We start from the raw sequence: 20,374 nt of genomic DNA, 5'->3' as shown, positions 1-20,374 counted from the left end.
TGCTTACGCGGCCGCGTCCAGCTGCGCGTAACGCAGCACATGGAACGCGGGATCGCCGAACTGGATGTTGATGGAGGAGATCCGCTTGAAATAGTGCCCGACGTTGAGCTCGTCGGTCATTCCCATGCCGCCGTGAAGCTGCACCGCCTGGTCGGCGACGAACTTGCCGGCATAGCCGATCTTCGACTTGGCGCCGGAGGCGAGCCGCGACAGTGCGGAATCGCCGGCGCTGAGACTGAGGCTCAGATGCTGCATCAGGGAGAGCGCTTCCTGATGGGCGATGAACATGTCGACCATCCGATGCTGCAGCACCTGGAACGAGCCGATGGTGGTGCCGAATTGCTTGCGGGTCTTGGAATAGTCCAGCGTCGCCGCGTTCAGCTCACCAATCGCGCCGACGGTTTCCGCGCAGAGCGCGCCGATGGCGCGGTCGCGGCAGGCTTCCAGCGCGGCGACGCCCTCGCCTTCTGCTCCCAGCAATTGCCCCCGAGCATCGCGCAGGCTGACCTCGGCAGCCCGGCGGCCGTCGATGGTCTTGAAGCTCTGGAGATCAACGCCCGTCGCGCGGCGATCGACCACGAACAGGCTCACGCCGCCGCGGTCACGGTCGTCGCCGGCGGTCCGCGCCGAGACGATGAGATAGTCGGCCCAGGGCGCGGCGATCACCATGGTCTTCGCGCCGGTCAGGACGTAGTCGCTCCCCTCGCGCCGCGCCCTCGTCGTGACATTGGCAAAATCGAAGCGCGACGCCTTCTCCGTCCAGGCCAGCGTCCAGACTTTCGAGCCGTCGACGATTTCAGGGATAAAGCTTTGCTGCTGCTCCGGCGTGCCCACGTGCTCGATCAGTCCGCCGGCCAGCACCACCGTCTCGACGAAAGGCTCGACCACGAGGTGACGGCCGAACTCATGCATGACGATCATGGTCGACAGCGGACCGCCGCCGAGACCGCCGGCGGCCTCGGAGAACGGCGCAGCCAGCAGGCCGAGTTCGGCGAAAGCTGCCCACTGCTTCCGGCTAAAGCCTTCCTCGCTCGCCGCGATCTTGCGCCGCGCCTCGAAATCGTACTGGTCGCGCAGCAGGCGCTGGACGCTCGATCGCAGCAGTTCCTGCTCTTCCGTGAACTGAATATCCATCCGATCCTCCCGATCCGCTTGGCTAGAGCCCGAGCACGGCCTTGGCGATGATGTTTCGCTGGATCTCGTTGGATCCGCCGTAGATGCTGAGCTTGCGCGCGTTCAGATATTTCTCCGACGCGGTATGGCCGTAATCGGGGCCGGGCATGAAGCGATTGGCGCTGACCGGATGCTCGCGGATGGCCAGGCCGTAATTGCCGATCGCGCGATGGGTGAGCTCGGTGATATCCTGAAATATCTCGGTGCCGCGGATCTTGAACAGCGAGGCCGCCGGACCAGGATCTATGCCGCGCGCCATCTGGGCGACGACCCGCAGCTCCGTCGCCTCCAGCGCCAGCACGTCGAGCTCGATGCGGGCAATGTCCCGCAGAAATTCGAGATGCGCGGGATCGTCGGCCGGTATCTCGGCCTTCACGATCTGCTTCAGCCTGGTGATGTAGCGGGTGGACCGACCGATGCCGGCCATGCTGGTGCGCTCGTTGCCGAGCAGGAACTTGGCGTAGGTCCAGCCCTTGTTCTCCTCGCCGACCAGGTTTTCGACGGGGACGCGGACGTCTTCGAGGAAGACGTCGTTGACCTCGTGGCTGCCATCGATCGTGATGATCGGCCGCACGGTGACGCCGGGCGACTTCATGTCGATCAGCAGAAAGGAGATTCCGGATTGCGGCTTCGCGTTCGGGTCGGTGCGCACGAGGCAGAAGATCCAGTCGGCGTGCTGCGCCAGCGTGGTCCAGGTCTTGTGACCGTTGACGATGTAGTGGTCGCCGTCACGCACCGCCTTGGTTCTGACGGTTGCGAGGTCCGAGCCTGAGCCCGGCTCCGAATAGCCCTGGCACCACCAATCCTCGCCGGCCAGAATCCGCGGCAGAAACTTCTTCTTCTGCACCTCGTTGCCGAAGGTGTAGATCACCGGCCCGACCATGGTGACGCTGAACGCGAGCGGCGGCAGCGTGCCGGCGCGAGAGGTTTCCTGCTCGAAGATGAAGCGCTGCGTGACGGACCAGCCCGGGCCGCCATACTCCCTAGGCCAGAGCGGCGCGATCCAACCCCTCTTGTGGAGAATCCGGTGCCAGAGCAGCGACTGCTCCTTGGTCAGGTCGGTCTCCGGATTCGGAACGCGCATTTCCTGCGGATAGTTCTCCGCAATAAAAGTGCGCACCTCGTCACGAAACGCCGCGTCCTCGCGGGAAAGGTTGAGCTCCATCGCAATAGGCTCCGCTACCACTTCTCGCCGAAGGGGCGGATCTCGAGCTCGAAGGTCCAGGCGCTCCGCGGCTGCTGGTACAGCAGCCAATAGGATTCTGCGACCGACGACGGCGGCATCAGCAGGTCAGGATCGTCGAGCGCGTTCGGGCCGAGCGCCTCGATCCGCCGCTGGCGTACCCATTCTGTGTCGACCCCGGAGTCGATGATGAGATGCGCAACGTGAATGTTCTTCGGCCCCAACTCGCGCGCGGTCGCCTGCGCAACAGCCCGCAAACCGAACTTGGCACTGGCGAAGGCTGCATAACCTGCTCCGCCGCGCAGGCTCGCCGTTGCGCCGGTGAAGAAGATATTGCCCTTGCCACGAGGCAGCATCAGCCGCGCGGCTTCGCGGCCGGCAAGAAAGCCGGAATAACAGGCCATTTCCCAGACCTTGCGGAAGACGCGTTCAGTCGTGTCGAGGATGGGAAAGTTCACGTTGGCGCCGATGTTAAAGATGCAGACTTCGAGCGGCGCATGCTTGTCGGCGTCTCCCAGGAAGGAGATGATCTCCTCCTCCTTGCGCGCATCGAGCGAACGCGCGTGAATTTCGCCCCCGGCCGCCTCGATATCCTTGACGAGCGGCTCGAGCTTGGCGCCGTTGCGGCGCCCGGCAAACACCGTGAAGCCCTCGGAGGCAAACTTCTTGGCAATCTCGCCGCCGATATAATCGCCGGCGCCGATCACCGCGACGGTTGCGTTTCTCTTTTGCAAGGCTCGTCTCCCGGTTAGGTTGGATCTGTTAAAGCTATTCCGCCGACGCCGGAGCGCCTAGCCCAATGCGGCATTCGCCGGCGCATGAGCATGCGGCTGCCTGCGATATCGGTTGCGCTTGAAAGGGTCGCCACTGCCAACCTCCCGGGTGAAGAGCGCATGTCCTTTGCCGCAGCGCATTCATGAATCCGATCTAACGTTCTTTTTTAGAACTCGTCAATTGCTAATTTGCTACCCCCGCCATGACACGGAGAAGAGGAAGGGTAGCTGTCATTTCGAGTATTCTTTACAACGCCGTGGAGAACAATTACCAATACGTTCCAAATAAGAACGCACGGGAGGAAAGAGCATGGGCGAGAGCCGCGGCGTGGCGATCCTGGTGGGCGCAGGTGATGCGATCGGCGCTGCCGTCGCGCGGCGTTTTGCCGAGGGCGGCTATACGGTTTGCATCTGCCGGCGCGACGCCGCCAAGTCGCAAGGGCTGGTGGATGAACTGACCGCCGCCGGCCATCGCATCCACGCATTCAGCGTCGATGCGCGCCAGGAGGCCGAGGTCCAGAAGCTCTTTTCCGACGTCGAAAGCAATATCGGACCGATCGAGGTCTGCCTTTTCAATGCCGGCTCGAACGTCAACAAGCCCCTTTTGGACACCACGGAAAAGCTGTTCTTCAAGGCCTGGGAGCTGGCCTGCTACGCCGGATTCCTCGTGGGCCGCGAAGCCGCACGCGTCATGCTGCCGCGCGGGCGCGGCACCATTTTCTTTACCGGCGCGACTGCGAGCATTCGTGGCGGCCAGGGGTTTGCCGCGTTTTCCTCGGCGAAATTCGCACTTCGCGCCGTGGCCCAGGCCATGGCGCGCGAGCTTGGACCGAAGAATATCCATGTCGTCCATCTCATCATCGACGCCGGCGTCGATAGCGAGGCCATCCACCAGCGCATGAAGGCGGCAAAGGGGATCGAGGCTAGCGAGATCCCACCGGACAGCCTGACGAAGACCTCCTCGATCGCGGAAGCCTATTGGTTCGCTCACCAGCAGAGCCGCGACGGCTGGACCCATGAACTCGATCTTCGTCCGTCGGTGGAGAAGTGGTGATGAGCGCGACACCCGATCTCACGCTGTGGGGCGCCGGCACCAGCCGCACCGTCCGTGCACACTGGGCGATGCACGAACTCGGCTTATCCTACCAGGTCAAGCCAATCGGGCCGCGGACAGGCGAGACCAAGACCGCTGAATACACCAGGCTCAATCCCCGCCAGAAGATTCCGCTGTTGCAGGACGGCGACTTCTGCATCGGGGAAAGCGCCGCGATCGTCGCCTATCTATCGCGCATGTATTCCACGCCGGAACGCTCGCTGATTCCTGAAGCTCCCCGCGAATACGCCGCATGGCTCGAATGGTGCTTCTTTGTCGTAGCCGAGCTCGATTCGACCAGCCTTTACGTCATGCGCCGCCACCGCGCGGACGCGCTGGGACATATCTATGGCGTTGCGCCAGAGGTCGTCGCTCAAGCCGCGGAATATTTCCGCGGGCAGTTGCGCCACGTCGAAGTCGCCTTGGCTGATGGCCGGCCGTTTCTCATGGGCGAGCGCTTCAGTAGCGCGGACATCCTCCTGACAACGTGCCTCGACTGGGCCATCGCTTACGGCGTCGGCATTTGCGACAATGCGCTGCCCTATCTCGAACGTATCCATCGGCGGGAGGCCTATCAGCAAGCGGTCGCGGCAAATGCTGCGGTAGCTCCCGTTGCGGCGGTGCCGGCAAAAGCCTGAAAGAGCCGATCGCCGCCGGACCAAGGCCTCGGCCTTAGACGGCCACGCGCAGGGCGCGCTCCGCGACCATCTTGTCGATGGCGCGGTCGTCATACCCGAGATCGCGCAGCACCTCGCGCGAGTGCTCGCCGACCCGGGGAGCCGGCCCGCCGATCTCGGCCTGGTTGACCTCGAAGCGGGCCGCCGGCTTCGGCTGCCGCACCCGGCCGACCTTCGGCTGATCGAATTCGGCGATGATGCCGCGCGCGACGACCTGTTCATTGTGAATGATTTCACCGCGGCGCAGGATCGGCGCGCAAGGCACATCCGCGGCGTCCAGGCGCTCCAGCCACTCGGCTGTCGTATGCTGGCTGATGTAATCCGCCATCTTGTTGATCCGCGCGGTGGCATTGACCGAACGCGCCGCTGGCGTCGCGAAGCGAGGATCCTCGGCGAGCTCGGGATCGCCGCAAGCGCGGCAAAAACCCTGCCATTCGGAATCGGAAATGGTGCCCGCGGTGATGTAGCCGTCGCTCGTCTTGAACACGAGATCCGGCCGATCATTTGGATCGGCCGCGGCCGCCTCGGCGCCGACCACGGTGTACTGCATCATGCCTTCCGGCCAGAGATAGGAGATCATCGCATCCAGCATCGCCACCTGGATGTGGTCGCCCTGCCCCGTCTTCTCGCGCGCATAGAGCGCTGCCGCCACCGCCTGCGCGGTGAACACCGCGGTGGTCTTGTCACAGACGATGGTGCGGATCATCTGGGGCCGGTTCGTCACCGGCTGCGACTGAATATCGGCGAAGCCGGAGAGACCCTGAACGATCGGATCATAGACGCGCTTCTTGACATACGGACCGGTATCGCCGACCCCGCTGATCGAGACGTAGATCAGGCGCGGATGGCGCTGGCGCAATTCCTGAACGCCAAGACCCAGACGTTCCATGGTACCTGGCCGGAAATTCTGCACCAGGACATCGGCCTGCGCGACCAACCGGGTGAGCACCTCGCGCCCGGACGCACTCTTGACGTCGAGCGACAGCGAGCGCTTGCCGCGGTTCGAGGAGATGAACAGCGCGGAGAACTCGCCCTCCTTGTCGATGGTGGCACGGCTGCGGCGGGTAATGTCGCCGCCGATCGGCTCGATCTTCAGCACGTCGGCGCCCTGATCCGCCAGAAACATGGTCGCAAACGGGCCCGACACCACGCCGGTCAAATCGAGCACGCGAACGCCGTGAAGTGGACCGGGCATAGGACTCTCCCTGAATTTTACGTTTGTTTTGGGTCCGAGAATGGCTTTCGCCACTCGACCCGGACAGTCGGCGCCGTCAGGCCCTCTTGGGAACAGGTTGTCTGGTTTGCTCGACGATGGACTCCTCGACGTCGCGGATCTGGTCCTTGCCGAAGAACATTTCCTTTCCAACGAAAAAGGTCGGAGAGCCGAATGCTCCTCGGTTGACTGCGTCGGTGGTCAGATCAATCAGCCGCTTCTTGACGTCATCCTGCTGTGCACGCGCCATCAGCCGATCGATATCGAGGCCCGAGGAAACAAACGCGCTGCGGAAGATTTCGAGATCGTCCATTTTCTTCGGCTCTTCCCACATATGATGATAGGCGGCGCGAAAATAAGGCTCGAACACGCCTTCGAACTGGGCGGCGACAGCGCCGCGCATCAGCATCAGAGTGTTGACTGGAAAGAAGGGATTCTGGCGAAATTTCGTGATGTTGTGGCGTCGGATAAACCGCTGGGTCTCCAGCGCCTGATATTCCGGCTTGTTCTTGATTCCGCGAAGCGATTCGAACGGCGACATGTTGCCGGTCGCCTTGTAAATGCCACCGAGCAGAACCGGGACGTACGCGAATTTAACGCCGGTCCGCTGCTCAATGCCCGGAATGGCCGCTTCCGCCAGATAGGCGTTCGGACTACCGAAATCGAACTGGAATTCAACTTTCAAGGTCATCGCAGCTTCTCCCGGAGATCGCATGGCAGGCACTGGCGATCCACTCGCCAGCCTCATTTCGCATACCTTATAGTTCTAAAATAGAACTGTCAAATGTGACCGCAATCTGCTGGTTTCCCCCGCCTGGAGGGGATTGTTTGGAATTTAGTACCTATCTAGAATGGAACGGACCGCGCCGGCCTCCGCGAAGATTCGGAGCGGCCCATGCCGACACGACTGGAGTGTGTGGATGAAGTGGAAAGAACTCGAGGAAGAGCCGTGTTCGATGGCCCGAACCATCGGCGTGATCGGCGATCGCTGGACGCTTCTGATCCTGCGCGAGTGCTTCCTGCGCACGCGCCGCTTCGAGGGATTTCAGTCGGCGCTGGGAATCACACGGCACTTGCTGGCCGAGCGGCTGAAAAAACTGGTTCGTCAGGGCATCTTGCGCCGCATTCCCTATCAGGAATCGCCCAAGCGCCACGAATATATCCTGACCCAGAAAGGCCTCGACCTCTATCCGATCATGATGGCGATCGTGCATTGGGGTGATACTCATATGGTCGACGAGCGCGGCCGCCCCTTGCTGCACCAGCATCGCAAATGCGGAAAGGACTTCGATCCGGTCATCGTGTGCTCCGAATGCGGCGAACCGCTGTCGGCCAAGGAGGTTCATACTCACCCGGGGCCGGGCGCCCGCGGCCTCCCGGAGAAAAGCGCGCCGGAGGTCCGGAAGACAAAGACGCGCTCACGCGCCGCTTGAGACGGCAGCGCGCACCATGCTGCGGCAACGCTGAATCCGCTCTTACACCAAGACCACATCGGGGTTCGGTTCGTTGGCGTAGAGACGCTCAACCTGTTCGGAGCGAACCTTCAGCACGGCACGTTGGTTGACGTAGGCCTTGTCGGTGATTTCTCCTGCGGCCATTGATGGCGGATCCTTCAGCAGAGAGAAGGAACAGATTCTCTCGCTGCTCCCGACGGTCTCGTTATATTCCCGAAAACGATCCTTCAGAAATTGAATCACGAGAGGATCGCAGGTCAAATCGGCGGCTTGGCCGTTCGAAATTCGTGCCGCCTCGGTCGGATTCAGCCAGCAGAGCAGCGCGCACGCCTCGCGATTTTCGCCCGCAACGACGATGTCGAGCAAGACGCCGCGGGTCGCGGCCAGGATTGCCGCGCGCATATTGCCAATCGAGACCCAGGTGCCGTTTGCGAGCTTGAAGTTCTCGGAAATTCTCCCGGTAAAGCGAAGACCCCGCTCCGGCTTCTGCGGATCCAGAAACGAGACGGTATCGCCGATACGGTAGAAACCCTCTTCATCGAAAGCCTTTTCCGTCAACTCCGGTTGGCCGAGGTAACCAGGGGTGACGTTGGGTCCCTTGACCCTGACCTCGTAAGTATCGGTAACGGGAATCAGCTTGAGCCGAAGTCCCGGCGCGGGAAGACCAATCTCCCCCGGCTGATCCGTTGCCCAGTGGGTCGTACTGATCGTCGGGGCGGTTTCGGTCGTGCCGTAGCCTGACATCACCGGAATTGACCGTCCCGTGATCGACGATGTCAACCGGTACAGTTTTTCAAGCGTGCCTTGCGAAATTGCAGCTCCGGCGTAGCTCAAACGATCCATCCGCTTGAACACGGCGGCGCCGAGGTCGGGGTCTTTCTCGATCGCGTCGCATAAGAGATTGTAGCCGGCGGGTACATTGAACATCGCGGTCGGTGAAATCTCCCTGAGATTGGCAATCGTCTTGTGAAACAGCTGCGGCAGCGGCCGGCCATCGTCGATATAGAGCGTTCCGCCATTCTTGAGGATGCTGTGAAGGATGACATTGCTGCCCATCGTATGATGCCAGGGCAGCCATTCAACCTGCACCGGCGCAGCCGGAGGTGACACGAGCAGGCTCCCCATTTGCAGGGAGCTTGCCATCATCCGGTGGGTGTTGAGCACTCCTTTGGGAAAGCCGGTCGAACCGGAGGTGAAGAGGATCTTCGCGACGGCGTCGCAAGGCACCTCACGCGAGGCGCGCTCGAATCCGTCGCTCCCGGTTCGGGCGGTCAGGGTATGGAAAGGCACCGTCTCCGGCGCCCCATCAACGCTTATCCAGGTCGCGGCTGCCAATTCAGGAATGGCGCGGGCAGCAGAAAAGTCGCGGCCGCTTTGGACGAACACGAAACTCGGGCGCAGCACTTCCGCGATGTCCTTGAGGCGTGCGAGGCCCCCCGGCATCAGCGTGTAGTTTGGCGATATCGGCGCCAGAACGACCCCGATCGACATCGCCGCAAACGAGATCACCGCGTTCTCGATGGAGTTTCCGGACAGGACCGCAAGCTTGTCGGCCGGCTTCGCGCCCATGTCGATCAGGCTTTGGCCGGCCGCCTGGACCTGCGACCATGCATCACCATAGGTGATCTCGTCCCATCCTCCCTTCGCATTGCGCTGCGCCAGGAAAACCCGATCCGGAACGGCATCGGCCCAGCGTGGAAGAAAATCGGTGATGCGCCAGTCGCACGGCTCCCACTCAAGCGGCGAGTTCAAGATAAGCGTGCCATCCGCTCGACGCTCGATGGAAACCTCACGTGGTGCAAACGTCAGTGCCGTCGTCGACATCGAAAATGATCTCCCGAATTGCTGAAAGGCGACCGCACGCGGTGCATTCCTGTGGTGCCCGCCGGCGGCCTGCCGGCGCAAAGCAAGCTCGGACGCAGCTCACGCCGCGTCCGCTGCTCTGGTTGTCGCGAATTCATTCGGACTTGGCGTCCAACACCTCGCTGAAGGCTTCCCAGGTCGAGCCGGTCCACCGCTGCAGCCGCATCTGCGTCCAGATCATGTTCTCGGACTCGCTGGTGTTCACCTTGATGCCCGGCAGCGCGGTCGGGACGATGAAGTCCCTGAGGTTCTTGGCCTGCGCCAGAACGTTCTTGCGGGACAGATCATTGCCGCATTGCTGCAGGATCTGCTCGAGCAGGATGCCTTGCTGGTAGCCGGTGAGATAGCTGCCGTTGGTGATATCGACGCCGGGCAGGTACTTGTCGAGAAACGCCCGATATGCCTGCACGGGGGGATCGTCTTTCCAACTCGGATCCACGACATCCTTGTTGGTCGTCCCGACGATCACGCCGACTGATTTGTCGAGGCCAGCCGGCGCGAGCGTGCCGCCGACAGAACCGGACGGAAAGTTGATGATCACAGTTGCTTTCCAGCCGATCACAGAAGCTTGGCGGATCGCCTGCGCGGCGAATTTCGGCGTTCCCGCGATCATCAGGGCGTCGGCACCGGAGCTTTTCAGAGTTGTGATCTGCGAATCGACGGTCGGCTCCGTGACCTCATAGGACGCGCTGACGACCTTTCGATCGTAGTCCTTGCCCAGAAAGGCCTTGAAGGCATTGACGTAATCTTTGCCGAGATCGTCGTTCTGATAGAGGATCGCGTATTTGGCGTTCGGCAGCGTCTTGGTCAGATACTTGGCGTAGATTTTTCCTTCGGTGTCGTAGCTGACAAGGCCGGTCGTCGTCAGCGGGTAGCTGGCGACGTCAGTGAACTTGGACGAGCCGCTGATGATGGCGATGCTGGGCACCCCCTTCGCCCTCAGGTACTTTGCCGTGGCCGAAAGGCCGGGCGTGCCGAGCTGGCCGAACATGAACGCCACTTCATCGCTCTCGACGAGCTTGCGGACGTGCTCCACCGCTTTAGGAGGGCTGTAGGCGTCGTCATAGGCGATGTAGTTGATCTTGCGGCCGTTGATGCCGCCGCGGTCATTTATCGATTGAATGTAGGCGATAAGGCCCTTGCCTACGAGACCAATCGATGACGCCGGTCCGCTGAACGGAAACACCCCGCCGATCTTGATTTCGGTCGCGGTAACTCCGGGCTCGTCAGCTGCGAGCGCCGGACTGCTCAAAAGCAAAGCCAGAGCCGCAAGACTCTTCCATTTCGCCAACATGGCTCGTTCTCCCTGATGCGCACCCATCCGGGCACGTCATTGTGTTTCGTTGCGTCACCCGGCTGCTCGCCCGGCATTTGTGCCGCGCGAACTGCGCGCCTCGCTGTCCAAGACGTATTGGCCAGTGCGCGCGGTGAGCCCTGCGGCCGTTGAGCTCGGCCATCTCGCTGGTGAAACCTACAGTTCTTTTTCAGAACTAGTCAAGCGCATAGATGCGATCGGTTGACGCGGAGCCGCGCGGCTGCGTTCGGTAAGAAGTGCCACTTTTGGCTTCGCTGGACAAAGCAACATCAGCCGGGAAGCCGCGAGAGAAAAAGCAAGGCGCGGAGCACTCAAATATATCAATTCTATTATTGAACTTATGCGATACCGTTACGGTCCGGCGGGCGCAGGCATCGGAGCGCGAACAGTTACGCACCCGCTGAAGCCGCATTTCAGATCATGGTGCCCCGCATGAAGCAGCGGACCCGGGGATGGCCGTCGATGTAGTATTTCCACACCATGGTCCGTCCGGTCTTGTTCGGCTGTGTGACCACGGCGCCATCAGGCACCATCACCCACTCGCCATCGATGCGCACCCGGTAGTGCCCATGGTCGGATTCCCAATCGATGTCGGCGACCATGTAGCCATCAGCGTCCGAACAGCATGGCCCGAAGTCGCTGGACAGGCTCTCGAACCATTCCTTCAGCGGTGAATTGGCATAGCGCCCATCGTCGCGCGCCGGCGCGGACGTCGCCAGCATGATCAGGGCCAGGGACCAACCGATCCGCTTCATGGCTGGGATTCCTGGCTCCCAGCCCTGTACATAGCGGCGTGTCGCAGGACGAAGTCGTAAACGCCGAGCGGCGGCGTGCCGGTGACTTTCTCCACATCCGACGTCAAGCGGTCATAGCGGTTCTGCTGCTTGAGAAGGGCCATCGTGGCGAGATGGGCGAGTGCATGTGGTGATAACCTCCCGCTAGCCTCGAGCTGCTTACGCCAGGGTTCCCAAGGCACGTTCACGTAGTTGATCGGATGACCGAGGGCCCTGGAAAACTCTTCAGCAACCCCGTTCATGTCCTGCGACCGCGGTCCGGTGAGTTCGTAGATGTTGCCGATGTGTCGGCCGGGGTCTTCGAGGATCGCGGCGATCACCCGCGCGACGTCTTCACTCGCGATCGGCGAGGTCTTTCCGTCGCCGAAGGGTAGTCGAATCTGGCGATGCTCACGGATTGAATTCGCCGACAGCAGGAGGAAGAACGTATCGAGGAAGGACGTCGGGCGGACGTGCACAACTGGCACCCCGGACCAGTTCAGCGCCTGCTCCGCCAGCCAGTGCAGCTTCTGCTGTGGACTGTCGGTGGTCGCGTTGATGCCCATTTGCGACACGGTCATCTGCGAGATGTTGACGAACGCACTCACATTGTGGTGCTTCGCCACGGCGGCGGCATTGACTGTCGCTTCGAGATAGGACGCCGACACCGTCATGCCGAAGTAGACCCGCCCGCAACCTTCGATCGCGCGATGCATCGCGTGCAGGTCGAGAAGATCGCCGACGACGACCTCGGCTCCGAGTTCGGCGAGTTTGGCTGATCGAACGTCCTCGTTGCGAACGAGGGCCCTCACCTTGGATCCCCGTCGAATCAGCAGCTCGCATACGGCATGACCGACGGTTCCCGCGGCACCCGTGATCAAGATGCGAGATTCCATGTCTTCCTCCTCCGCCTGTGCCGGCGACCTGAGCGGCTGCGTTGAAAGCCCGGATCGTCGCCTCGTCCGACAATAGGGGCATATCAAACTATCTCGGATATATAGCAGGAAGCCCTAGCGCGCAACGCTTCCTCGCGCGCGCGGTTTTGGAACTATCGACAGCAGACGGAAGCCGTGTGATATCTTGGGTTTGAGAGGGGTATTGATGCCGAGAGCAGCAGCAAAATCATCCGATCTGGTCGATGACCCAGCGCGCTGTAACTGCAACCAAGTCCGCCGCGCAGCCAGGCGTCTCTCCCGGTACTATGATCTCGCGCTGGCGCCGAGCGGGCTCAAATCGACGCAATATAGTCTGTTGAGTTATCTCGTGACCTCAGCACCGATGACCATGGCCCGGCTCGCCAAGCTGATGTCGATGGATCGTGCGACCACGGGACATAACCTGAGGCCGCTCGTGCGTGACGGTTTCGTTGAGATTTCAGTCGGCGAGAATGACCGGCGGGAGCGCATCGTCACCGTCACAAAACAGGGACATAAGACGCATGCCCGAGCCTTGGCTGCATGGCGGCGCGCGCAAACAGCCTTTGAAGGAGCCATGGGCGAACGGGAAGCCGCCGATCTACGCGATTTGATGAACCGGGTCGTTGACGTCCCTCTCCCCCGCCCTGAGTAGGTCGCATGGCGCAATGTGGCCCAGCATCCAGCGCCCGACTTCGCTTATGCGCCGGCAATGCGGCCTTTGGACAATGAGGCGGCCTCCACTAGCGATCAGGCCTCGCGGATATGAGCTCGCCCGTCTTGGGGTCGGCGTGAAACTTCATCTTCTGACCATCCTTGATGCCTTCGCCCTCCCAACGGCCGTCATCGGCTTCGATCTTGCTGACCAGCGTAAAGCCCGACTTGAGAACCTTCTCGACAACTTGCTGGATGGGCATCCAATCAGCCCCCGGCCGGTCGGCACGCGCGACGCTTACGGCAACTGCCGACAGAACGACTGCGAGAACAACAGGTGCACTCCTATTCATGCGAACCTCCTTGCTGCGGGTGCCGACACCACCGGCTGTGATATAAGCGAAGCGGGCCTCCAATCGCACCGTTGTTCGGCCGGCGGTCTCTCAGGGCGCCACCAATTTCTTGCGGATGGCGTAACGGACCAGTTCAGCGGTCGACGACATCCCCAGCTTGCGCATCGCCGAAGCGCGATGGGTCTCGACGGTCTTCACGCTCAACTGCAAAATGACGCTTATGGACCTGTTGGTATGTCCTTCCGCTATCAATTGGACCACGCTCTGCTCGCGCGAGGTGAGCAGCATATCCGACTTGTTCAGCTTGTTGAGCTGGTAGTCGTGGAGCAATTTCTCCAGCAACACGCTGGTGAAATAAGGTCTGCGATCCAGCAGCGCTTCGACGGCGGACAGCAGGTGCTTCCTTGCATCCGACTTGAACAAGAAGCCACGGACACCCGCCAGAATGGCCTCGGTCAGCAGCTCTTCGTTTTCGTGCATCGTCAGAATCAGAACTTCACTGCGTAGGCGAAGTGACTTCAATCGGCGGCTGACCTCCAACCCATTCATGAGGGGCATCGAATAGTCGACGATCACGACGTCCGGTTTCGTCTCCAAAGCCAATGCGACGGCCTGCTCGCCATTCATTGCTTCGCCGACAACGATCCAGTCGGAGCGCGTGTCGATGATCGCGCGCAGCCCTGAACGCACGACTTCATGATCATCCGCAATCAAGATGCGCTTCACGGCATCGTTCTCCTATCCGACCGCAATCGGCGGAGATAATCGGCAGCAGAACAGTCGAGCGATCATACCGATCGCGGGCCAGAGCATTATCCTGCAAAACCCCGAGATGGCCGGGCGAATGTACCAACGCGGCCGCGACCATCAAACCCCGGCAAGGCATTGTCATGCCTCGACCAGCTGCGCGCGGACGGCGTATCGGACCAGGCCCGCAGTCGAACTCACGTCCAGCTTGCGCATCGCGGCGGCCCGATGAGCCTCAGTGGTCTTGACACTGAGGTTGAGGATCGCACTGATGCCCTTATTGCTGTAGCCTTCTGCAACCAGTTTGACGACGAGTTGCTCGCGCGGAGTGAGCCCCGGGTGCCTGTCTGCATTGCTGCCAGATCCGCCGTTCAGTTCGTTCCGGCACTTTTCGGTACAGAACCGCTTGTGCGCCAGAAGAGAGTCGACGGCCGCCATCAACAACCTGTTTGCGTCCGATTTCACCAGGAAAGCGCTCGCACCGGCCTCAAATGCCTGCTGAGCGAGTAGACCGGAGTTGTGCACCGTGAAAATCAGGACCTCGGTCTGCAGCGGATATTCCCTGATCCGCCGCGCGACCTCCAGTCCGGTCATTCGCGGCATGGAAAAATCGACGATGGCCACGTGAGGTCGGCTTTCGATCGCCGCTGTCAGCGCCTTGCCGCCGTCGTTCGCCTCGGCGACCACTTCCCAATCCGCTCGTTGTTCGAGCACCGCCCGCAAGCCCGACCGTACCGCCTCGTGGTCATCAGCGATGAGAAAACGCTTCATGGCGAGCACTCCAGTGTCCGTACTCGGCGGCTGGGGCCGAACGAACTCGTTTCCACCTGCCGCGGTGATCAGTGTTTTTCTTCCCTCAGTGGGTGCCTGCGGGGACTCCCATGACAGTGGCGTCCTTTCGCCGGTTTCGCCTGTTCGTGACCAAGGCATGCGGAAAGACTGCGCACAGAACGGTGCCGGAGCGATGCGTTGCCGGATCGGAGCGGATCTCCAGCGAACCTCCGATCTGCTCAAGTCTTGCTCTCATGGCTGGAATTCCAACGCCGGTCGATATCGCCCGGTTCGCGCGGCCGGCCTGAAGCCCGCGCCCGTTGTCGCTGACGGTCAGCCGAAAATGGCGGCCGGTCCCGTCAATGACGATGCTCACCTCCGTTGCCTTTGCATGGCGGAATACGTTGGTGAGAGCTTCCTGAACAACCCGAAGCAGCGAGCGCTGCTTCTCGTAGGGCAATCGATCGACGCCGGCCAGGATCCTGGTTGTGACCCGCAACGACGTGCGCGCCGCGAATCCATCGGCATAATGCTCGATCGTGGCCTTGAGCCCTTCCGCTGTCAGATTCTGCGGGTGCAGCAGGTAGGCAAAAGCGCGGATTTCCCTGAGCGCTTCGTCGATCGACGCGTCGATCTCATCGCAGAGGCGCTCGGCCCCGACGGGATCGCCAATGGTCCGCCGGATCCGCATCAGACCGAGGCTCGCGGCGATCAGATGCTGACACGTCGAGTCATGCAGATCGGACGCAATCCGTTGCTGGATATCCTCCTGAATGGACAGCAGATTGACGCTCGCCTGCGCGGCGTCCGATCGTTCAACGCCGTTTTCGAAAAGTCCATTGCGCGCGACGCGATGGCTGCCGATCAACCGGACCGCCCCTCCGGTCGCGGCGTCCATGATCGGAACGATGGTCGTTTCCATGTTCTGGCGCTGGCCGCCAAACGCAAGGCGATGGCGAATCCTGACCTCCGTTCCTTCTGCGAGACACGCGCGGAGAGCTTCGCTGACGGCTCTGGCGTCGTCCCTGCCGAGACAGTTGGAAACGTCCATCTCCCGGATGTCTTCCGACGAGACGCCGAGACGAAGCTCGAACGCCGGATTGATCCCCTCATACAAGAAGTGCCCTCCAAACGAAGGGCGTGCTGCAAAAAGAAGATCGGGTGAGAAGGCCCAGTACAGGCGTTCGCTGGTTTCTTCCGAGCCAAGTCGCAACCACCCTCTGACACTGGTTCCACTCGGCTCACAGGCGGGCGAGCTATGTAACTTCACGGTACGCACTCACTATTGACCGGTGACGCCCGACATCGAAGCTCAACATATTGAAGCTCAATACATTGAAGCTGAACGTCGAGAGCCTCCTCCCTGCCCCGCCGGCGAGGTATCCATCAACGGATCAGGAGACGCGCCGTTGGGGTCTGCGGAGTATACACCGTCAGGTAGGTCACACCACCAGGTAGTGTTGCTGACAGAATAAAATCTTGCATCGGTGAGGCGACATCGGGAGGGATCGGATGTGAAGTTTTTGCCAGATTATCCCGTTGCAATTCAAATATGGTGCAACAGATACTCAAGCGCAGCAAACAGCTTTCAGGATTACGCCGAGGCGATCGCCCCATGGCGGGGACCCAATGTGATCGCGCTGGTACAAGAGGGGTCGGAGCGGCGCTTCGCCCTGACACGCCGGCCTCACGACCGAACCTCGTCGATCCGCATGGTCTAGTAGTCCGCCGGATCCCTGGTGATCGGACAGGTCATGCAATGACCACCTCCCCGGCCCCGCCCGAGCTCTGCCCCGACGATGGTGATCACCTCGATCCCTTCCTTGCGCAGCAGGGTGTTGGTATAGGTATTGCGGTCATAGGCGAACACCACGCCCGGGGAGGCGCAAACCAGATTGGCGCCGCTGTCCCACTGTGTGCGTTCGCGCATATAGGCGTTGCCCCCGGTCTCGATCACACGCAACTTCTTTAGGCCAAGGGCTTGCGCCACGACATCCACGAACGGCTTTTCATCCCTGCGCAGCTCGAGGCCGGCCGAATTGTCGGCTGGCCGGTAGGAAAAGGCCGCGATGTTGTTGACGATGTCGGGATACAGCAGAACACAATCCCTGTCCGCGAACGTGAAGACGGTATCGAGATGCATCGCGGCACGGAGCTTCGGCATCGCAGCCACGATCACGCGCTCCGCCGCCTTCTTCTTGAACAAGGCCGCGGCGACCTGGCTGATCGCCTGCCGCGAGGTGCGCTCGCTCAACCCGATCAGCACGTTGCCCTTGCCGATCGGCATCACGTCGCCGCCTTCCAGCGTCGCAAGACCGTGGTCCCGTGTCGGATCGCCCCACCAGACATTGACCTTGCCGGCGAAATCCGGATGGAACATGTAGATGGCTGTCGCGAGGATCGGCTCTTCGTGCCGCGCCGGCCAGTAGAGCGAGTTCAGCGTGACCCCGCCGTAGATCCAGCAGGTCGTGTCCCGCGTATACAGCGTGTTGGGAAGCGGCGGCAGCAGATACTCGGTCATACCGGCGGCCTCGCGGACGAGCTTGAGCATCTCGCCGCCGTGGGTGTCCGGGAAGTCATGGGTCGAAACGCCCCCAATCAGCGTTTCGGCCAGATCGCGCGGCTTGAGGCTTTCCAAATAGCCCCGCAGCTCATCGACGAGGCCGAGGCCGACCTGATCGGGAACGACCTGGTTGTCGAGAATCCACTTCCTGGCCTCGGGGATCGCGACCGTCTCCGCCAGCAGATTGTGCATCTCGACGACTTCGATACCGCGATCGCGCATCTTCTGCACGAAGTCGAAGTGATCGCGCTTGGCATTTTCGACCCATAGCACGTCGTCGAACAGCAGGGTGTCGCAATTGGACGGCGTGAGACGCTGATGGGCGCGACCGGGTGAGCAGACCATCACCTTCCGGAGTTGACCAACTTCCGAATGGACCCCGAAGGAAACCGAGCTGTCCGACGCCTGCTTTGCCATGGGAATTCTCCCGGGAGTTTTCTTGCCTAGATGGTGATGTAGCCGGTGGCCAAGCCGTGGATCCCGACAGCAGCGCCGATGGCGGCGGCGATGAAGATGACCCACTCGACGGCCGTGAACACCCTCGCCCTCTGTTCCAGGCGCGCCCAGAAGTAGAGTGCCGTACCGGGTGCATAGAGGATCAAGGACAGCAGCAGGAACTTCATTCCGGCGGCGTAGATCAGGAATAGCGTGTAGACGACGGCGATGCCTGCAAAGATCATGTCGCGTGTTCTGACGCGGCTGTCCTTCCCATAGGTCTCGCCCCGCCTGGCAAGGAGGAGCCCATAGGCTGCGACGAGGAAGAACGGAATCAGCGACATCACGCTCGTCAGATTGAGCATCAACGCGAACGCATCCTGCGACCAATAGGTGCTGATGACGAAGAGCTGAACGATCGCATTGGTGAGCCAAAGCGCCGCAGCCGGCACCTTGTTCGCATTTTCCGTGCCGAACAGGGCCGGCATGTCCCTGGTCCGGCCGGCGGCGGAGAGCACTTCGGCGCAGATCAGCGACCAGGCGAGATAGGCCCCCAACACCGAAACCAGAAGCCCGACGCTGACGAAGATCGCGCCCCAATGTCCGACGACCGCCTCAAGCACCGTCGCCATCGACGGCTGCCGCATGCCGGCGATCTCGGCGCGGGGAAGCACGGCATAGGGCAGCATGGTCACGAGCACCATCAGGCTCGTCACGAGCGCAAATCCCAGAATGGTCGCAGCGCCGACATGCGCGCGTTCCTTGGCATAGCGCGAATAGACGCTGGCGCCCTCGATGCCGAGAAAGACAAACACGGTGACCAGCATGGTCGCACGAATCTGCTCGAACAAACCCTTGTCCGGCATGCCCTCTCCGCCCCAGAAATTCGTTCGAAACAGGTCCGCCTTGAACCCAACGATGAGGATGACGATGAAGACGAGGATCGGCACGATCTTCGCGATCGTCACGATCGTGTTGATCGCGGCCGCCTGCTGCACACCGCGCAGGATCATGAAATGGAACAGCCATATGCCAATCGAAGCGACGACGATCGCGATCACGGTGTTCCCGTCCCCGAAGACCGGAAAGAAAGCGCCCAGCGTCGATTTGATCAGCACCCAATAGGAGACGTTGCCGATGCAGCTGCCTATCCAGTATCCGAATGCCGACAGGAAGCCGGGGTAGTCGCCAAACCCCTCCTTTGCATAGGCATAGACGCCGGCATCGAGCTCAGGCTTTCGTTCCGCCAACGCCTGGAATACCCGCGCGAGGGTGTACATGCCGCCGCCGGCGATGCACCAGGCGAAGATGGCTCCGAACGGTCCGGTGGCGATACCGAAGGTTCTCGGCAGCGAAAAGATCCCCGAGCCGACCATCGAGCCGACCACCATCGCGGTCAACGCGAACAGCGAGAGCTTTTGGATTGACGACGTCTCAGCCATGTGAAGACCTCGCGACACGAGAGTTGCATCCCGGTCGATCGACTTGCCCGCCGGCTGCACCATGCGCCTTGCGCCGGGGCTGGAGTATCGGGTGATTACCTAGTCGAGGATCGGGATTCTCCTCGCCGGTGAAGGAGCGCTCACAATGAGACGCTTTTCGCCGCCCTTGGGGGCGTCGCGCTGGCAATCCTGCTCACGCCGTCGTCGCAGCCGCTTGCCTCTTCGCGCTAGGCGCTGCCGTTCAGTGTGTCGATGCCTTTGGCCGTGTGAGGCGGGCAACCATCGGTTGGCAATGGATCGGATCCGTCTCCCTCCATAGGAGATGATCAGGAACATTCATCCCTATGTCCCTAGGGTTTTCTCCGATGCCGCGCCGGGGGGCCGGCAGCTAAACTTTCAGCGTATCCCGCCGGGCCTCACCAGGCTTGGGCCGGCGGAACTCGACCCAGCAGGAGGCTTGCATGTCCGATCTAGTAGCGATCGTGTATCCATCCGAGGCGAAGGCCGAAGAAGTACGTCAACGGCTCCTCAGGCTGCAAAAGGAATATCTGATCACGCTCAGCGACGCGGTGATCGCCGTGAAAACCGATTCCGGCGGCATCAAGCTCAATCAACTCGTCAACACGACGGCGATGGGCGCGATGACCGGAAGTTTCTGGGGCCTCCTGATCGGCGTGATCTTCCTCAATCCGATCCTCGGTGTTGCGGTCGGGGCGGCATCCGGCGCGCTCGGCGGCGCCCTGTCCGATTTCGGCATCGACGACGCCTTCATGAAGGAATTGTCTACCTCGCTCCACACCGGCAACGCCGCCTTGTTCGTCCTGATCAAGAACATGACGGCGGACAAGGTGCTGAAGGAGATCAAGGACGCCGGGGGGACCGTGCTGAAGACGTCCCTGAATGACACCAAGGAACAGGCCCTGCGCGACGCGCTCGCAAGTGCGGCGGAACGGCCGGCGGCCTGAACGGCCGCCATTG

Annotated in this window: 20 protein-coding genes; 5 read left to right on the top strand and 15 right to left on the bottom strand. The window is 61.5% G+C overall.

From position 1 onward, the window contains the following. Positions 1 to 3: 3 nt before the first annotated feature. The 3 genes from IVA81_RS24315 to IVA81_RS24305 are packed head-to-tail and all read right to left on the bottom strand — an operon-like array spanning position 4 to position 3,090. Positions 4 to 1,134 (bottom strand): acyl-CoA dehydrogenase family protein, encoded by a 1,131-nt coding sequence (locus IVA81_RS24315; RefSeq protein WP_247322650.1) that lies wholly within the window; start codon positions 1,132 to 1,134, stop codon positions 4 to 6. A gap of 22 nt (positions 1,135 to 1,156) precedes the next feature. Further along, positions 1,157 to 2,338: an acyl-CoA dehydrogenase family protein gene (locus tag IVA81_RS24310; protein ID WP_247322649.1), complete on the bottom strand. Its 1,182-nt coding sequence runs from the start codon at positions 2,336 to 2,338 to the stop codon at positions 1,157 to 1,159. A gap of 14 nt (positions 2,339 to 2,352) precedes the next feature. Next, complete coding sequence (locus IVA81_RS24305) at positions 2,353 to 3,090, bottom strand: SDR family oxidoreductase (protein WP_247322647.1); 738 nt, start codon at positions 3,088 to 3,090, stop codon at positions 2,353 to 2,355. 349 nt (positions 3,091 to 3,439) lie between these two features. Here IVA81_RS24305 and IVA81_RS24300 point away from each other — a divergent pair, with 349 nt between their 5' ends. Both IVA81_RS24300 and IVA81_RS24295 read left to right on the top strand, forming a co-directional pair. Then, positions 3,440 to 4,183, top strand: a complete 744-nt coding sequence (locus IVA81_RS24300) for an SDR family NAD(P)-dependent oxidoreductase (protein ID WP_247322645.1) — start codon at positions 3,440 to 3,442, stop codon at positions 4,181 to 4,183. Further along, complete coding sequence (locus tag IVA81_RS24295) at positions 4,183 to 4,860, top strand: glutathione S-transferase family protein (protein ID WP_247322643.1); 678 nt, start codon at positions 4,183 to 4,185, stop codon at positions 4,858 to 4,860. The genes IVA81_RS24300 and IVA81_RS24295 overlap by 1 nt, the downstream gene beginning before the upstream one ends. A gap of 34 nt (positions 4,861 to 4,894) precedes the next feature. On the opposite strand, the gene IVA81_RS24290 is transcribed toward IVA81_RS24295, so the two are convergent. Then, on the bottom strand, positions 4,895 to 6,094 hold the full coding sequence (locus tag IVA81_RS24290; protein WP_247322641.1) for a CoA transferase: 1,200 nt from the start codon (positions 6,092 to 6,094) through the stop codon (positions 4,895 to 4,897). Between the two features lie 76 nt (positions 6,095 to 6,170). After that, positions 6,171 to 6,803, bottom strand: coding sequence for a 2-hydroxychromene-2-carboxylate isomerase (locus tag IVA81_RS24285; RefSeq protein ID WP_247323196.1), 633 nt, complete (start codon positions 6,801 to 6,803; stop codon positions 6,171 to 6,173). A 229-nt stretch (positions 6,804 to 7,032) separates the two neighbouring features. On the opposite strand from IVA81_RS24285, the gene IVA81_RS24280 reads away from it, so the two are divergent. Beyond that, complete coding sequence (locus tag IVA81_RS24280) at positions 7,033 to 7,545, top strand: helix-turn-helix domain-containing protein (protein ID WP_247323194.1); 513 nt, start codon at positions 7,033 to 7,035, stop codon at positions 7,543 to 7,545. Positions 7,546 to 7,587: 42 nt separating this feature from the next. Here the strand turns inward: IVA81_RS24280 and IVA81_RS24275 are convergent, their stop codons facing one another. From IVA81_RS24275 to IVA81_RS24260, 4 genes are all read right to left on the bottom strand, one after another. Continuing rightward, a complete protein-coding gene (locus IVA81_RS24275) occupies positions 7,588 to 9,390 on the bottom strand; it encodes an AMP-binding protein (protein WP_247322639.1) in 1,803 nt (600 codons plus the stop codon). Between the two features lie 133 nt (positions 9,391 to 9,523). Next, positions 9,524 to 10,723, bottom strand: coding sequence for an ABC transporter substrate-binding protein (locus tag IVA81_RS24270; RefSeq protein WP_247322637.1), 1,200 nt, complete (start codon positions 10,721 to 10,723; stop codon positions 9,524 to 9,526). Positions 10,724 to 11,157: 434 nt separating this feature from the next. After that, on the bottom strand, positions 11,158 to 11,499 hold the full coding sequence (locus IVA81_RS24265; RefSeq protein WP_247322635.1) for a hypothetical protein: 342 nt from the start codon (positions 11,497 to 11,499) through the stop codon (positions 11,158 to 11,160). After that, on the bottom strand, positions 11,496 to 12,413 hold the full coding sequence (locus tag IVA81_RS24260; RefSeq protein ID WP_247322633.1) for an NAD(P)H-binding protein: 918 nt from the start codon (positions 12,411 to 12,413) through the stop codon (positions 11,496 to 11,498). The genes IVA81_RS24265 and IVA81_RS24260 overlap by 4 nt, the downstream gene beginning before the upstream one ends. 205 nt (positions 12,414 to 12,618) lie before the next feature. Here IVA81_RS24260 and IVA81_RS24255 point away from each other — a divergent pair, with 205 nt between their 5' ends. After that, positions 12,619 to 13,086, top strand: coding sequence for a MarR family transcriptional regulator (locus tag IVA81_RS24255; RefSeq protein ID WP_247322631.1), 468 nt, complete (start codon positions 12,619 to 12,621; stop codon positions 13,084 to 13,086). Positions 13,087 to 13,174: 88 nt separating this feature from the next. Here the strand turns inward: IVA81_RS24255 and IVA81_RS24250 are convergent, their stop codons facing one another. From IVA81_RS24250 to IVA81_RS24225, 6 genes are all read right to left on the bottom strand, one after another. Continuing rightward, complete coding sequence (locus IVA81_RS24250; protein ID WP_247322629.1) at positions 13,175 to 13,438, bottom strand: PepSY domain-containing protein; 264 nt, start codon at positions 13,436 to 13,438, stop codon at positions 13,175 to 13,177. A gap of 90 nt (positions 13,439 to 13,528) precedes the next feature. Then, positions 13,529 to 14,164: a response regulator transcription factor gene (locus IVA81_RS24245; RefSeq protein ID WP_247322627.1), complete on the bottom strand. Its 636-nt coding sequence runs from the start codon at positions 14,162 to 14,164 to the stop codon at positions 13,529 to 13,531. A gap of 162 nt (positions 14,165 to 14,326) precedes the next feature. After that, on the bottom strand, positions 14,327 to 14,956 hold the full coding sequence (locus IVA81_RS24240; protein WP_247322625.1) for a response regulator transcription factor: 630 nt from the start codon (positions 14,954 to 14,956) through the stop codon (positions 14,327 to 14,329). An 85-nt stretch (positions 14,957 to 15,041) separates the two neighbouring features. Then, the gene (locus IVA81_RS24235; protein WP_247322623.1) at positions 15,042 to 16,169 is read right to left on the bottom strand and encodes a PAS domain-containing sensor histidine kinase; all 1,128 of its coding nucleotides are present in this window, start codon (positions 16,167 to 16,169) and stop codon (positions 15,042 to 15,044) included. Between the two features lie 504 nt (positions 16,170 to 16,673). Next, positions 16,674 to 17,936, bottom strand: coding sequence for an arginine deiminase (arcA, locus tag IVA81_RS24230; RefSeq protein ID WP_247322622.1), 1,263 nt, complete (start codon positions 17,934 to 17,936; stop codon positions 16,674 to 16,676). A gap of 26 nt (positions 17,937 to 17,962) precedes the next feature. Next, positions 17,963 to 19,396, bottom strand: coding sequence for a basic amino acid/polyamine antiporter (locus IVA81_RS24225; protein WP_247322621.1), 1,434 nt, complete (start codon positions 19,394 to 19,396; stop codon positions 17,963 to 17,965). 461 nt (positions 19,397 to 19,857) lie between these two features. On the opposite strand from IVA81_RS24225, the gene IVA81_RS24220 reads away from it, so the two are divergent. Next, on the top strand, positions 19,858 to 20,361 hold the full coding sequence (locus IVA81_RS24220; RefSeq protein ID WP_247322620.1) for a DUF1269 domain-containing protein: 504 nt from the start codon (positions 19,858 to 19,860) through the stop codon (positions 20,359 to 20,361). Positions 20,362 to 20,374: the final 13 nt, after the last annotated feature.

This window comes from Bradyrhizobium sp. 141, from assembly GCF_023074055.1.
In the GTDB taxonomy this organism is placed as follows: Bacteria; Pseudomonadota; Alphaproteobacteria; order Rhizobiales; family Xanthobacteraceae; genus Bradyrhizobium.
This window is presented reverse-complemented; position numbering and strand designations above follow the sequence as displayed.